The organism is Rhizobium sp. CBN3, from assembly GCF_030518245.1.
In the GTDB taxonomy this organism is placed as follows: Bacteria; Pseudomonadota; Alphaproteobacteria; order Rhizobiales; family Rhizobiaceae; genus Rhizobium; species Rhizobium aethiopicum_A.
This window is the reverse complement of record NZ_JAULSE010000013.1, coordinates 62270-75714: the sequence shown is the minus strand read 5'-3', so window position 1 is coordinate 75714 and position 13445 is coordinate 62270. Positions and strand designations below refer to the sequence as shown.

Sequence of the window (13445 nt, the reverse complement as noted above, 5' to 3'; positions counted from 1 at the left end):
ACTATCGCCGTCATGACGGCCGCTCGACAGGACCGCTTTTCGTTCGGCGATGAGTCATCTAGAAAGCCGTCAGAAACGCCATGTCAGGAGATCAGATGGTGGGAAAGACGATCAAAACCATGGAGGACTTTTCGGAGTTCGTCGGCCTGTCGCGTCCCACCGTCTCAAAATATTTCAGCGACCCGATGTCCGTGCGCCAGAAGACCCGGGAGACGATCGAGCAGGCGCTGAAGAAATCGGGGTTCCGACCGAACATATTCGCCGTCAATCTCAACCGGCGGCGCAGCAATATTCTCGGCGTCATCATTCCCAATTCCACCGATCCCTTCTATATGGCGCTCACCCGCCGCATCGAGATGATCGCCAACGAGACGGGTTTCCTCGCCTTCGTCCTATCGTCGGACGGCAAGGCCGAGATGGAAGACCGGGCGATCAAGACGCTGAAATCGATGAATGTCGCCGGCGCGATCATCGCGCCGCTCGGCGTCGAATCCCATCATGCGACGCTCGATGAGCTCGGCCGCAGCGTGCCCCTCATCTATGTGGACTCGCCGCTCGATGAGACGTCTTCTTTCGTCGGCACCAACAATCGCCAGAGTTTTAGCCTGATCGTCGACTATCTCTGCCGCTCGGGCGAGCCGCCCTGCTACTTCGGCATGCCACATGTCAACACCAACGCGCTGACACGCCAGACGGCGTACCTAGAGGCGATGGAGCAATTCCGCATGGCGCCCAGCATAGTCGAGCTTGTCGACAGCAAGAGCTGGGATTTCGAGCGTTTCGGCTTCGAGGAGGCAACCCGCATCCTGACGTCGGGCCAGGGCTTCCCGACGCGCACCGTACTCTGCGCCAACGACCGCGTCGCCTTCGGCGTCATCGCCGCCGCTTACCAGCTGGGCCTCAAGGTCGGCCACGGCGCCAACCATGACCTGCGTGTCGCCGGACATGACGACCATCCACTGTCCCGCTACGCCTGCCCGCCGATCACCACGGTCGCGCAGAACTATAACGAGATCGGCCGGCTGGCGATCGAGCTGCTGCTCGACCGGCTCGGCGAGGGGGAGGCACCTACCGCACCGGCGGGCCGCATTCTTCTCAATGCCGAACTGATGCTGCGGGCGTCGGCCTGACGGCCTCTCAGGTGCGGGGCAGGCCAGCCGGTCTCAGATGTTTCCTCAGTGCCGCAATCCTGAAAATAGCATTCGCGGCGCCATAACCACGATAGCCGCGCCGCTCGACGATCTCGAAGAACAGGCCCTCGCCATAGGTCGGGCTGTAAAGCTGGAAATATTCGCCGTAATCATCCCGGTCGTAGAGGATGTTGTGGGCTTTGAGGCGATCGGCAAATTCGGCGTCGAGGCCGAAGCGGGCTTCCAGATCGTCATAATAGTTCGGCGAAATCGTAAGCGACACGAAGCCGTTTGTGGCAAGGGCAGCGGCGGTGGCAAAGATGTCGTCGGTCCTGAAGGCGAGATGCTGGATGCCGGAGCCGAAGGTTTCCGCGATGAAGCTGCCGGCCAGCGTGTTGCGGTTTTCCGCGCCGTTCATGGTGATGCGTAAAGACCCGTCCGCATTCTCCACCACCTGGCTGCGGACGATGCCGGAGGGATCGACGATATCGACCATCGGCGTCTTCTCAGCTTCGACGAGCGAGGTATAGAAGAGCAGCCAGGTCAGCAGCTCCTCGTATTTCATCGTCTGCGCCATATGATCGATCGACTGCAGCCCGGCCGGCTGGCAGGGCTCATCGTCGTCGCGCCCATCGAATTCGATCTCCCAGATCCGGCCAAGCTCGCTCTTGCGGTCGAGGAAATAGAGGATGCCGCCACCGACGCCGCGAATCGCCGGCATCTCGATCTCGCCGGCATCGAGCGATTGGGAAAACCGCTCGGCGCCAAGCGCCACGGCGCGCTGCAGGGCTGCCTCGGCATCATCGACCATCAGGCCGGCGGCATAGGCCGAGGTGCCGTGCACGGCATAAGAGGCGCTGGCAAAGCCCTTCGGCTCGGTGTTGATCACGAGATTGATGGCGCCCTGGCGGAAGACCGTCACGCGCTTGGTCTTGTGTCTCGCCGCCTGCCGGAAACCGAGGCTTGCAAACAGCGCCTCGAGCTCCCGCGCTTCGTCCTCGTCGGCGGTGAACTCGATGAAAGCGATGCCCTCGACGGCAGCGCGCGGCGGCATTGAAGGCACCGGCAGTGCGCTCTCCGGCTGCTGCCGCTTCACTTGGTCGCCGAGATAAATCAGCGAGCGGCGGCCGTCGACGGCGATCGCACTCGGCGAACCGCCGCGGAACTGGTCGTTGAAGATCTCAAGCGAGAGATAGCCTTCATAGCCGGTTGCAGCGACAGCCTTCATGAAGTCGAGCACCGGCAAGTCGCCTTCACCCGGCATGTTGCGAAAGTGTCGGCTCCAATAGAGCAGGTCCATATCGATCGACGGCGCGTCGGCAAGCTGGATGATGAAGATCTTCTCCTTCGGGATCGACCGGATCGAGTTCACGTCGATCTTGCGCGACAGGGTATGAAAGCTGTCGAGGATCAGGCCGACTTTCGGATGATCGGCCCGCCGGACGATCTCCCAGGCGTCGCGGTGATCATGAATGTGGCGGCCCCAGGCAAGCGCTTCGTAGCCGACGCGCAGACCGCGTTTGGCGGCGCGTTCGCCGAGTTCATGAAAATCGGCCGCCGCCCGGTCCAGACCACCGAGCGAAGCCGGCGAAACGTTCGAACAGACGAGGACGAGGTCGGTGCCCATTTCCTGCATGAGGTCGAATTTGCGCTCGGCCCGATCGAAGGTGCGGCTGCGCAGCGGCTCGGGCATGCCTTCGAAATCGCGGAACGGCTGAAAGAGCGTAATCTCCATGCCGAGATCGCGCACGATCCGGCCGACCTCCTTCGGGCTTTCGTCGAAGACCAGGAAATCGTTCTCGAAGATCTCCACCCCGTCGAAGCCGGCCTTGGCGATCGCCTCCAGCTTGTCGCGGAGGTCGCCGCTCAGCGAAACAGTCGCAATCGATGTCTTCATCGGGAGTGGTCCTTGCGAGAACGTTAAGTCGTCATGGTCTTGAAATGGGCGAGCATGCGAGCGGCATCGGGTTCCCTGCCGGTAATCAGGCGAAAGGCGCCGACCGCCTGCAAGACCGCCATGCCGCCACCATCGAGCGTCCGGCAACCGCGCTGCCTCGCCTGCTGCAGCAGCTCGGTCTCCAGGGGGAAGTAGACGACTTCGGCGACCCAATGCCGCCTTTCCAGGAGTTCGGGCGGAAGCGGCGTGCCGGGATATTTGGCCATGCCGGTCGGCGTCGCATGAATGAGCCCGGATGCATCCGTCATCGCGGCTTCAAGGTCGTTGCCGGCGGTGATCGACGCATCGGGAAAGAGCGCGGACATCGTTTCCGCCAGATCGACGGCGCGCTCATGCTCGCGATCGAAGACCGTCAGTCTCTTCAGGCCAAGCGTCAGGATCGCATAGGCGGTTGCGACACCCGCTCCGCCCGCTCCAAGCTGCACGGCCGAGGAAAGATCGGCCTGCGGCAGCCCGCGCCGGAAGCTCTCGGCGAAGCCCCACCAGTCGGTATTATGCCCGAAGCGCTTGTTGTCCTTCAGCACGACGGTATTGACGGCGCCAAGCGCCCGGGCTTCTGGCGACAGTTCGTCGAGCAGCGCAATGACGAGCTGCTTGCAGGGATGGGTGATGTTGAGGCCGGCAAGACCACGGGCTTCGGCATCCGCGACCAGCCGTGGAAGATCGGCAGGCGAGGCATTCAGCTTGACGAGATCGATCAGCTCATAATCGTAATCCAGCCCCTGCGCCGCACCTTCCTCCATGTGCATGGCAGGCGTCAGCGAAGCCTGGATGGCGGAGCCGATCAGCCCGGCCTTCAACGGTTTCAAGAGTGTCTCGGCCATACGCCAGTTCCCCGTTTCTCTCGTGATGGGAAAGGCCCGCAGGATCGCTGTGGGCCCTGATCCGCTTACTTGCCGCGAACCGTGTCGAGCTCCTTGAAGAGCTGTGTGACGGTCTCCGCGCCGATCTCAGCCGTGAAATTGTCGATCAGCGGCTTGACGGCGTCGCGCAGCTTCTGCGTCTCTTCCGGGCTGAGTTCGGCGACTTCCATGCCGGTCTTCTTGATTTCCGCGATCGCGTTGGCATCCTTTTCTCTGGACACCTTGCGCTGATAGTCGCGGGCTTCCGTCGCGGCCGACTGGAAGACTGCCTTTTCCTCATCGTTCAGGCCGTCCCAGAACTTCTTGCTGATGAGCACGATCTGCGGATTGTACTGGTGACGGGTGATCGTCATGTACTTCTGCACTTCGAAGAATTTGGCGTTGATAATGTTGGCGGCCGGGTTCTCCTGGCCGTCGACCGTGCCGGTCTCGAGCGCTGTATAGAGTTCCGTATAGGGCAGCGGGACGGCGTTGGCCCCGAGGCTGTTGAAGAGTTCGATCGGGATCGGCGACTGGATCGTGCGAATCTTCAGGCCTTTGATATCCTCGAGCTTGGTGACGGGATGTCGGTTGTTGGTGAGATTGCGGAAGCCGAGCTCCCAATAGCCGAGACCAACGAGGCCATTATCGGGCAGGAGCTTCATCAGGTCGGTGCCGAACGCGCCGTCCATCACCTTGTCGGCCTCTTCGCCGCTGTTGAAAAGGAAGGGCAGGTCGACAGCGCCGAACTGCTTGACGTTGCTGGCGAGAATACCGGCGTTGAGCACCGTCATCTCGATCACGCCGCCCTGCAGCGCCGACACCGTCTGGACGTCGCCGCCGAGCACACCGCCCGGAAACAGCTTGACCTCGATCTTGCCGCCGCTCTTTTCCTTCATCAGCTCGGCAAACTTCTCCATGCCCATGACCTGGGGATGGCCCTTATTGTTGGCAGCGGCGAATTTGAGGCTGTGTTCGCGGATTTCGGCCATGGCAGGGCCGCTTGCCAGGAGAGCAATCGGCAGGGCCAGCCCCAGAGCCAGTTTCGTCAGTCTAGTCAGCATGTTTTCCTCCCAGGATGAGGCCGGCATCTCCCTCCGGCCATGTTGAAATTCCATCGCCGCAGGCGAAGTCAGTGCCCGAACCAGGCGACCGGCGCGGTCACCAGTGTGGGAAAAAGGACGAGCAGAAACAGAACGATCAGTTCGGCGATCATGAAGGGAATGACGCCCTTCATCAGATCCTCCATCGAAAGCTTCGACACGCCGCAGATGACGTTAAGCACCGTGCCGACCGGCGGCGTTATCAGCCCGATCGAATTATTGATGATGAACAGCACGCCGAAATAGACCGGATCGATTCCCGCCTGCTTGATGATGGGCATCAACACCGGCGTCATGACTAGGATCGTCGGCGTCATGTCCATGGCGGTACCGACGACGACGATCAGCACCATGATGGCAAACAGCAGCAGTGTCTGATTATCCATCAGCGGTTCGACGAGAGCGGCGAGTTCGCCGGGCACGTCGGCGACGGTGATCAGCCAGGCCGAAACGGCGGCGCAGGCAACCAGGAACATCACCACCGAGGTGATTTTCGCGGCCGCGACGAAGACCTCGAACAGCCGCGACGGCGGCAGTTCCCGATAGACGACCATCGATACGAAGAGCGAATAGACAGCCGCGACGACGCCGGCTTCGGTCGGCGTGAACACGCCGAATTTCAGGCCGAAGATGATGATCAGGGGAAGCATCAGCGCCCAGATGCTCTCGGCGAATGCCTTCATCCGCACCGCCCTGCTTTGCTTCGGTGGAAGGGCGAACTGCTCCTTGCGCGCCACGATCAGCCAGGTGACGCAAAGGGCCGCGCCGATCATCAGGCCCGGGAAGATACCCGCCAGGAACAGTTTGGTGATCGAAACCCCGCCGATGACGCCATAAAGGATGAAACCGATCGAGGGCGGGATGATCGGGCCGATGATAGAGGCGGAAGCAAGCAGACCGCCGGCGCGGGCCGGATCATGGCCCGATTTCAGCATCATCGGAAAGAGCAGGGCGCCGAGGGCGGCCGCGTCGGCCACGGCCGAGCCCGAAAGGCTCGACAGCACACAGGCCGCGAAGATGGCGACGAAGCCGAGGCCGCCCCTGATATGGCCGACCATGGCCATGGCGAGATTGACGATGCGGCGTGAAAGGCCGCCGGTATTCATCACTTCGCCGGCGAGAAGGAAAAAGGGCACGGCCATCAGCGGAAAGCTGTCGGCGCCGTTCAGCACGTTCTGCGCGACGATCTGCGCATCGAACATGCCGAGATACATCATCAGCGCCACGCCTGTAATGATGAGGGCAAAGGCGATCGGCACCCCGAGAGCCATGGGACCAAGAAGAGCGCCGAGGAAGATCGTGACGGTCATGACGCGCTCCTCAGTGTTTCGGCTTCAGAACGGGGAAGGCCGTCTGCGCGGGATCTTCGAGTGCCGCCTGTTCCTCGCTGTCACGCACGAGTTCAGCGGTCGTCACGTCGATGCGGTCGGTCACGATGGCAAAAGCGTCCCAGAGAAGGATGAAAAAGGCCGGCACGCCAAAGGCGAGCCCCGCGCCGTAGAAGACGCCCATCGAAATTCCGGTCGCCGGGGCCGAGACGTGAAGGTTGATCAGCGTCTGGGCCCAGCTGCCGCTGATCATCAGCCAGGTGGCGACCAGCATCATTCCATAGCCGAGTAGCACGGCGAGCTTGGCGAGGGGTTTCGGGAGGCGGATGATGAGGGAGTCGACGCCGAGATGGGCATGCTCGCGCATTGCCACCACCGCGCCGAGGAAAGTCAGCCATATGAAGAAGATGCGCGACAGCTCTTCCGACGAGGTAATGCCTTGGTTGAAGGCATAACGCAATACGACGTTCCCGAAGACGAGGACGACCATGCCCGCCAGCAACAGGGCGATCGTCGCTTTCAGTGCGAAGAAATAAAAGTCGATAATACGGGTCATTCGCTCCTCCAAGCCCGGCCTTGTTCAGGCCGTCCGCCGACCATCCGTCAGACATGCGAAAGCGTGCCGTGACCGAACAATTGCGGTCGCGATCAATTCCTCCATTGTCGCGCCTCCAAAATGTACTAACTAGTTCGTATGTCAAGTGTCATCTATTGAAACATGCGGCCAAGGTGAATAAGACTGACGGAAAGACAGATGGAGACGTTCGCGTCGAACGCCGCCCACAGTCTGAATTCCTTAGGCATGACAATAAGTTAGAGGATCGGCAATCAGGCTCATGGCGGAACGGGGCGAAAACGGCCGAAAGAACGATCCACAGCAGACGAAGGAAGATATCCTCCTCGTCGCAACCGAGGAATTCTCCACCCATGGGCTTGCCGGCGCCCGCGTCGACGCGATCGCCGAGAAGACGCGCACCTCGAAGCGGATGATCTATTATTATTTCGGCAGCAAGGAAGGGCTCTATCTTGCCGTCCTCGAGCAGTCCTACCGCAAGATACGCTCGCTGGAATCCGATCTGCATCTGTCCAATCTTGAGCCGGAAGAGGCGTTGCGGACGCTGATTTCAACGACCTTCGATCACGACGAGGCCAATCCCGATTTCGTCCGTCTCGTCAGCATCGAGAACATCCATCATGCCGCCCATATGCTTCGCTCCGAGGCGATCCGCGATCTCAACGTCTCGGTCATCGAAACCATCGCCGGCATTTTGCAGCGCGGCTTCGACCAGGGCGTTTTCCGGCGGAAGGCCGACCCGATCGACATCCATATGATGATCAGCGCCTTCTGCTTCTTCCGCGTCTCGAACCGCTACACGTTCGGCACGATCTTCCGGCGCAACCTATCGGACGGTGACACCATCGAACGCCATCGCGGAATGATCGCCGATGCCGTCGTCAGCTATCTGAAAAGCTGACGGCGCGGTCTCCTCAGCCGCGCTGGGAAAGCAAGGGTATCGCAATCTCGAATTCGGCGCCGGCGCCGGTCGTCTGCCGAAGATGAATCGTGCCGCCGTGGGAGCTGAGCATGGCATGGACGATGCCGAGCCCCATGCCGGTGCCGCCCTCTTCGCGGCGGGTCGAGAAGAACGGCTGAAAGATGCGGTCGCGGTTTGCCTCGGAAATACCGCCGCCGTCGTCACGGACGAGAATGAGGGCCGTTCGGGCGTCGGCGGACACTGTGAATTCAAGCAGCGCGGCGCCGTGCTGAAGGGCGTTAGCGGCAAGGTTGGCGAAGACGATGATGGCCGCCTCGTCGGGAAGCGCAATCAATGTCTCCGTATCGCCTGTCCCTGAGATATCAAGAGCGGGAAATCGCTGGCGCAGTAGGGCCATGACGCTTGCAATGCTGCTTCCGCCCCCGGTCATCGGCATTTCCGCCTGCGCAAGTTCCCTCAGCCGCTGCAGCAAGGCGTCGAGACGGACAGCGTCGGCGGCGATGTTGTCCAGAAAGTGCAGGCGTTGCGCCTTCGTCATTGCCCTGTCGGCATCATCATCGCGCAGAAGCTCCGCCGCGCCCCGAATGGCCGTCAGCGGCGATTTCAATTCGTGGGACACATGTGCGGCAAAGGAGCGGACATATTCGGTGCGGTCGACCAGTTTTCCCGCGAGATCGAGGAAACTCTGCGACAACACGGCGATCTCCCGCGTCCCATAGCTTTCAAGCGGACGGATTGCTGCCTTGCCGCCGCGGGCGATCTCATCCGTCCGGGCGATCAGGGCGTCGACGGGACCGGTGATGGTGCGCGTCAGCACATAGGCGACGGCGAGCGTCAGCACGAGGACGACGACGAGGGCGATGATCTCCACCGGCTCCATCCGGTTCGCGCTCGCCTCGGTGGCGCGAAACCAGATGACGATCAGGACAGGCAGCGCCATCGCCGTGAGAAGCACCGCGTAGACGATCAGCGCCAGCGGCGGCCGCCATTTCACCCTGACCTTCGGCGCCGGCATCACGCCTTCCTCCCGATTTCACCGCCGAGCTTGAAGCCGATGCCGTGAACCGTTGCGATGACCCCGGAGCCGCCGGCGGCAGCGAATTTGGCCCTGATATTGCGGATATGGCTGTCGATCGTGCGATCGGCGACATAGGTGCCGGCGCCGTAGGCCGCCTCCATCAATTGCTCGCGGCTGAAAACCATACCGGGCCGTGACAGCAATGCGTCCAGGATGGCGAATTCGAGCGCCGTCATCGCAATAGCGCACTTGCCGAACATAACGGTCCTGCCGGCGCGATCCAGGCTGAGCTCGCCGGCGATGAGCGTGGCGTGGCGCCTGTCAGGCCCCGCTTCACTGCCACTGCGCTTCAGGATCGCCTTCACCCGCGCCACGAGTTCACGCGGGCTGAAAGGCTTCGTCACATAGTCGTCCCCGCCGATTTCGAGCCCCAATATCCTGTCAATCTCCTCGTCGCGCGCCGACAGAAACAGAATCGGCAATCCTGACGTCGTGCGGATCTGACGGCAGACTTCCAGACCGTCCATACCGGGCATACCGATGTCGAGAATGATCAGATCGATGTTGCCGCGGCGGAAGGCCGCCATCGCCTCGGTGCCGTTGCGGGCCGCCATCGATGCCAAGTCGGCACGATCGAGAGCAAAGCAAATCACATCGCGGATATGAGGCTCGTCATCGACGACGAGAATGCGGGGCGCCATCACCGGTCCTGTACTGGTTGTCGTGCCTGTTGTTATCGTTCTCGTCCTATCTTGCAATGGCTGCAGGGGCCAGAAGATAGCTCTCCAGCCGCGCCGCCCGGAAGGTCCAGTTCCGCCAGTCACTCCGGCGCATTCCGAAATTCCTGGCGAGGTAGTACCGAACTGTCACCGCTTCGCTCCTCCGGTCGATCAGGTGTTCCGGGAGCATGCTGAGATAAAGATCGAGCGCCGGAATGACGGAGGGGCCGAGCGAGGAGAGATAAGCAAGGTCGAGCGGCGGGCCTTCCTGGGTGATCTCCTGGCTATGGTAGACATTGAAGCGGGCGATGAAAGCCGTGAAATCGATGAAGGCGCTGATGTAGAGGACCGTGACGAGGGAGGCGAGGTTGGCGGCGATCAGCCACTGGTTGGATCGGTTGAGCAGAATGCGCAGCAGGATCAGGACGAGGCCGATGGCGACGAGCCCCATCCAGAGACCGGCGGCGACACGCAGTTCGGTCAGCGAATAAGCTTCGACGTAAAGCCCGAGCCGCAGCATCGACGACAGGCAGAGGAGGACATTCTGGGCAATCCAAGCGTGGACAAGGCCGCGAATGAGCGGACTATAATCGCCGGGCCCGCCGCGCCGCATGGCAACGAGGACAAAGCCGGCGGCCAGAAGCGCGGTGGCAATCAGGGGATAGGCGCCACGATGTGCATATTCAGCATGGCTCATGTGATCGGGCAGATCCGCGCCGCCCCAGAGATAGACGAGATCGAGGAGTGTCTGCACGGCAAAGACGGCATTGAACAGAACGAGCGACCGCAGCAGCGAGGCGTGGCCGAGCGGCGCATTTCTGGAGGGCACGATCATGAACGTCCTGCCGGCCTGCGACCGCGCACCACGCCGCTTCAAACGCGGCCGCAGCATCGCCCAAACCACGATGGCGGTCATCAACCAGAAGCCGATCCGCCAAGGGTCGAGGAACTGCAGCAGAATGCCGAAATCGATGCTCCGCAACGCGATCTCGATAAGCGGGTTCGCAGCCGCAAAGAGAGACACGAAGACCGCGGCAAGAACGAGAGGCATGATCCAGAGGGCAATGCTCTGCTGAACGCCGGTTAGGGATAGATGTTTACCCGGTGTCGCAAGATATTTCCTGATATCCCCGCCAAGTCGCAAGGGAATGACAAGTGCGAAACGGCAAAATACCAGAGGCAGCGCGGTTGGCCGGCGAGGCATGAGCTTGGCGCTGATGAGAGCAACCAACATCAGCGCGCCGATGCAAAAGGCAAGGCCCGTGAGTGAAGGCGCTTCCAGCAGGGGAGCCGCAGCCAGGACCAGAAAGCCCACGAGAAGAGCCGCCCTCGAAGGCGATGGCTGCCTGCGCGCCGAGAACGGAACGCCGACGCAGACCGCAACAGCAAAGAGGAAAAGATTGATCCCGGGCGCGTGGCCAAAGATCAGAAAGTCGGCAAGCGCCACCAGCGCAAGGAGTGCGGCGACCCGGCCGCTGCCGCGCCTGATGGGCATCGGTTGTGTCAAGATGTCTGCTGTGTCCATTGGTGCTCCTCTTGCGGATGCCGATTTTCAATCACAATGAGCGTATTTCCCAACCTTGCCTCGATAGGAACCTCGGTCAGCCACCACCCGTCCTTGCGCAGGCGATCCGGCAAGGTGGGCGATGTGAGGCGCGGCGGGATATCGTTTTTGCTCATGGCGGGAAGATGCCGCGCCGGATTGCAGATTTTGTGCAGAGAGTGAGGAGCAATTCAGGAGATTGTCCGATCCGGAAAGTCATGGAGGGTCGCTCCAGCTCACAGCGGACGTGACGGCGGATGGGAATTCACCTATCCCTCGGGAGCACGACAACGAACGTCACCCGATCAGGTGGTCCTTCTGCCGGTTTCGGGGATGGCAAGTCGAGATCAACTAAGGAAGCGGGGAATATCGCCGGTCGGCGAGCGAGGACCTCATCGGTATCGAGGCGCACGCCTGGCATTATGGAGCAACTCGCAGGCTGTCGCGAATGGCCCGAAGAGTTTGAGCAACAACGCTTGCTCCTCGACATCTATCCGATGACGAGCGCAGAACTCGGTGACAGACCAGATTTTCGTTAGATCGTCCGTTTCGATTTGTTTGGGTTCGATGTGTTCGGTCAAGGGCGTGTCCTCCGACCATCGAGACTACGACGGCCTCTCCTATATAAGAACTAGCTAAAAATAGCTAGTTTTGCAACCCCTTGCTCCAACAGCGGCGCATATACAAAAAGCCCGCCGATTGCGCGGCGGGCCTCTTGTCTCACTGATCTATTGCTGCCGATCAAACACCGACGCCGTCGGGATGAGCGTCCGTGCCGGTGATGTTGAGCGTCACCAGGGCAGTGTCCGTATGGCCTTCGCCGTCGGAGATCTTGTAGTAACGGAGAACTTCCGTGTAGGTCTGACCATCGTTAAGATCGCTCGTCAGATCATAGGTGAACGAGCCGTCGGCCTTGACGTGGAACATGCCGTAGGTGCCCTGAACATCGGTGACGGCATCAGCCTTGGAGTCCACCTTCGTGCTCAGGAACTGACGGAGAAACAGCTTGCCGTTGTCGCCGGCAATGTCGTTGTCCAGAACGTTGCCGGCGATGGGGCTGCCTTCCGTGAAACTGTAGGTATCGTCGACAGCGATCGGCTTTTGGGTAACGCCCTGTATGTTCAGCGTGAAAAGGCCGACATCGGTGTGACCGCTGCCGTCGGAGATCTTGTACGATACCTTCTCCTGGAGCAGTTCGCCGTTGGTGAAGCCGATCTTGGCAGCATCGCTCAGAACATAGGTATAGCTGCCGTCCGGCTTGACGAAGAACGTGCCGTACTCACCCTGAATTTCGGTGACCTGGCTCATGCCCCCCTTAGCACCAACGCTGGCACCGTCAAAGGCGCGCAGGAACAGGTGACCGTTATCGGACGAATCGTTGGAAAGCAGATTTCCGGAAATTACGTCAGTTTCTTGAAATGTTGCACTATCATCAGTTGCGTGAATCGGCGAAGCCATTAGTTTCTCCTGAAATTGTATATTAACGGGCCAACTTGACCTCTTGAGAGCGGCTTCTTTAACAACTTATTAATACTTCAAGTCAACGGGTTATTTAACGAAAGGTTAAAATTCACCTATAACGTGTGTCGTCGCTTCATAAAACGACCATTACGTACGCCGCTTCAATCAAATTTGAAGCAATTTAGAACAATTTACACGCGGTAAACTTGAAGGAACTTCTGGGGCGACTAGGTACGGCGGCGTTTTTCTGGTGCTGCTTTATGGTGCCCGCACACCATTGCAATCCCCATCGCCGCCACCTATTTTTAGAGCCGAACCCGATCCCATCGGTCACTCAAGCAGTGCCGACTCGTCAAAGAACGTCAAGGATCGGCGGTGGGCGTCATCCGCGCGCGCTATGGGCAATCCCAGCAACAAACGATGAATCCGGCCGCGGCCGGCAGAGGATTTCTTTTTGAGCGACGAAACACAGCGACTGCGATTGCGGCCGTAGGCCAGGCATTTCAGCCTCTTTAGCCGCAGCGAATGTAGACGCCGATCGCCGCGCAGTTCGGCTGAAAGACGATCGACACTCATCCAACAAGGAGAATCCGACATGCAGGTACTCGTCAGAGACAACAATGTCGATCAGGCCCTCAGGGCCTTGAAGAAGAAAATGCAGCGCGAAGGGCTGTTTCGCGAAATGAAGGAACGGCGCGCCTATGAGAAACCGTCCGAACGCCGCGTCCGGGAAAAGGCGCAGGCGATCAGCCGGCAGCGAAAGGCTGCACGCAAGAAGATGCAGCGCGAAGGGCTGTTGGTCGGGCGCAAGCAGACGGCCGCGCGTTAGAATCCTGCCCCGGCCTCAG

Annotated in this window: 14 protein-coding genes; 3 read left to right on the top strand and 11 right to left on the bottom strand. The window is 60.5% G+C overall.

Annotation, left to right across the window (positions count from 1 at the left end):
• Positions 1-119 precede the first annotated feature (119 nt).
• The gene (locus QWJ46_RS20090; protein WP_302753351.1) at positions 120-1130 is read left to right on the top strand and encodes a LacI family DNA-binding transcriptional regulator; all 1011 of its coding nucleotides are present in this window, start codon (positions 120-122) and stop codon (positions 1128-1130) included.
• Positions 1131-1137: 7 nt separating this feature from the next.
• On the opposite strand, the gene QWJ46_RS20085 is transcribed toward QWJ46_RS20090, so the two are convergent.
• The 5 genes from QWJ46_RS20085 to QWJ46_RS20065 all read right to left on the bottom strand — a co-directional run bounded on the left by QWJ46_RS20085 (position 1138) and on the right by QWJ46_RS20065 (position 6916).
• Positions 1138-3027 (bottom strand): bifunctional sugar phosphate isomerase/epimerase/4-hydroxyphenylpyruvate dioxygenase family protein, encoded by a 1890-nt coding sequence (locus QWJ46_RS20085; RefSeq protein ID WP_302753210.1) that lies wholly within the window; start codon positions 3025-3027, stop codon positions 1138-1140.
• Between the two features lie 23 nt (positions 3028-3050).
• Positions 3051-3911: a shikimate dehydrogenase gene (locus QWJ46_RS20080; protein ID WP_302753208.1), complete on the bottom strand. Its 861-nt coding sequence runs from the start codon at positions 3909-3911 to the stop codon at positions 3051-3053.
• A gap of 65 nt (positions 3912-3976) precedes the next feature.
• On the bottom strand, positions 3977-4993 hold the full coding sequence (locus QWJ46_RS20075; protein WP_302753206.1) for a TRAP transporter substrate-binding protein: 1017 nt from the start codon (positions 4991-4993) through the stop codon (positions 3977-3979).
• Between the two features lie 68 nt (positions 4994-5061).
• The gene (locus QWJ46_RS20070) at positions 5062-6342 is read right to left on the bottom strand and encodes a TRAP transporter large permease subunit (protein ID WP_302753205.1); all 1281 of its coding nucleotides are present in this window, start codon (positions 6340-6342) and stop codon (positions 5062-5064) included.
• Between the two features lie 10 nt (positions 6343-6352).
• Entirely contained in the window at positions 6353-6916 is a 564-nt protein-coding gene (locus tag QWJ46_RS20065; RefSeq protein ID WP_302753203.1) for a TRAP transporter small permease, read from the bottom strand.
• Between the two features lie 280 nt (positions 6917-7196).
• Here QWJ46_RS20065 and QWJ46_RS20060 point away from each other — a divergent pair, with 280 nt between their 5' ends.
• A complete protein-coding gene (locus QWJ46_RS20060; RefSeq protein ID WP_210633501.1) occupies positions 7197-7835 on the top strand; it encodes a TetR/AcrR family transcriptional regulator in 639 nt (212 codons plus the stop codon).
• A 13-nt stretch (positions 7836-7848) separates the two neighbouring features.
• Here the strand turns inward: QWJ46_RS20060 and QWJ46_RS20055 are convergent, their stop codons facing one another.
• The 6 genes from QWJ46_RS20055 to QWJ46_RS20030 all read right to left on the bottom strand — a co-directional run bounded on the left by QWJ46_RS20055 (position 7849) and on the right by QWJ46_RS20030 (position 12594).
• A complete protein-coding gene (locus QWJ46_RS20055; RefSeq protein ID WP_302753201.1) occupies positions 7849-8871 on the bottom strand; it encodes a sensor histidine kinase KdpD in 1023 nt (340 codons plus the stop codon).
• Positions 8871-9575 (bottom strand): response regulator transcription factor, encoded by a 705-nt coding sequence (locus QWJ46_RS20050; protein ID WP_302753199.1) that lies wholly within the window; start codon positions 9573-9575, stop codon positions 8871-8873. Before QWJ46_RS20050 ends, QWJ46_RS20055 begins: the two co-directional genes overlap by 1 nt.
• A 46-nt stretch (positions 9576-9621) precedes the next feature.
• The gene (locus QWJ46_RS20045) at positions 9622-11118 is read right to left on the bottom strand and encodes a DUF4173 domain-containing protein (protein ID WP_302753197.1); all 1497 of its coding nucleotides are present in this window, start codon (positions 11116-11118) and stop codon (positions 9622-9624) included.
• Positions 11097-11273, bottom strand: coding sequence for a hypothetical protein (locus QWJ46_RS20040; protein ID WP_302753195.1), 177 nt, complete (start codon positions 11271-11273; stop codon positions 11097-11099). The genes QWJ46_RS20045 and QWJ46_RS20040 overlap by 22 nt, the downstream gene beginning before the upstream one ends.
• 255 nt (positions 11274-11528) lie before the next feature.
• Positions 11529-11717: a hypothetical protein gene (locus tag QWJ46_RS20035; protein ID WP_302753193.1), complete on the bottom strand. Its 189-nt coding sequence runs from the start codon at positions 11715-11717 to the stop codon at positions 11529-11531.
• A 160-nt stretch (positions 11718-11877) separates the two neighbouring features.
• Positions 11878-12594 carry an Ig-like domain-containing protein gene (locus tag QWJ46_RS20030; protein ID WP_302753192.1) on the bottom strand — a complete coding sequence of 239 codons (717 nt, stop codon included), beginning with the start codon at positions 12592-12594 and terminating at the stop codon, positions 11878-11880.
• Positions 12595-13192: 598 nt separating this feature from the next.
• Here QWJ46_RS20030 and rpsU point away from each other — a divergent pair.
• Positions 13193-13426: a 30S ribosomal protein S21 gene (rpsU, locus tag QWJ46_RS20025; RefSeq protein WP_302753190.1), complete on the top strand. Its 234-nt coding sequence runs from the start codon at positions 13193-13195 to the stop codon at positions 13424-13426.
• Positions 13427-13445 lie beyond the last annotated feature (19 nt).

What these genes read in the sequence shown, in the direction of transcription:
- QWJ46_RS20045 (WP_302753197.1), bottom strand. Translation starts at nt 11,118, where the DNA reads ATGGACACAGCAGACATCTTGACACAACCGATGCCCATCAGGCGCGGC.
- QWJ46_RS20030 (WP_302753192.1), bottom strand. Translation starts at nt 12,594, where the DNA reads ATGGCTTCGCCGATTCACGCAACTGATGATAGTGCAACATTTCAAGAA.
- QWJ46_RS20085 (WP_302753210.1), bottom strand. Translation starts at nt 3,027, where the DNA reads ATGAAGACATCGATTGCGACTGTTTCGCTGAGCGGCGACCTCCGCGAC.
- QWJ46_RS20090 (WP_302753351.1), top strand. Translation starts at nt 120, where the DNA reads ATGGAGGACTTTTCGGAGTTCGTCGGCCTGTCGCGTCCCACCGTCTCA.
- QWJ46_RS20080 (WP_302753208.1), bottom strand. Translation starts at nt 3,911, where the DNA reads ATGGCCGAGACACTCTTGAAACCGTTGAAGGCCGGGCTGATCGGCTCC.
- QWJ46_RS20040 (WP_302753195.1), bottom strand. Translation starts at nt 11,273, where the DNA reads ATGAGCAAAAACGATATCCCGCCGCGCCTCACATCGCCCACCTTGCCG.
- QWJ46_RS20065 (WP_302753203.1), bottom strand. Translation starts at nt 6,916, where the DNA reads ATGACCCGTATTATCGACTTTTATTTCTTCGCACTGAAAGCGACGATC.
- QWJ46_RS20070 (WP_302753205.1), bottom strand. Translation starts at nt 6,342, where the DNA reads ATGACCGTCACGATCTTCCTCGGCGCTCTTCTTGGTCCCATGGCTCTC.
- QWJ46_RS20075 (WP_302753206.1), bottom strand. Translation starts at nt 4,993, where the DNA reads ATGCTGACTAGACTGACGAAACTGGCTCTGGGGCTGGCCCTGCCGATT.
- QWJ46_RS20055 (WP_302753201.1), bottom strand. Translation starts at nt 8,871, where the DNA reads ATGCCGGCGCCGAAGGTCAGGGTGAAATGGCGGCCGCCGCTGGCGCTG.
- QWJ46_RS20060 (WP_210633501.1), top strand. Translation starts at nt 7,197, where the DNA reads ATGGCGGAACGGGGCGAAAACGGCCGAAAGAACGATCCACAGCAGACG.
- rpsU (WP_302753190.1), top strand. Translation starts at nt 13,193, where the DNA reads ATGCAGGTACTCGTCAGAGACAACAATGTCGATCAGGCCCTCAGGGCC.
- QWJ46_RS20050 (WP_302753199.1), bottom strand. Translation starts at nt 9,575, where the DNA reads ATGGCGCCCCGCATTCTCGTCGTCGATGACGAGCCTCATATCCGCGAT.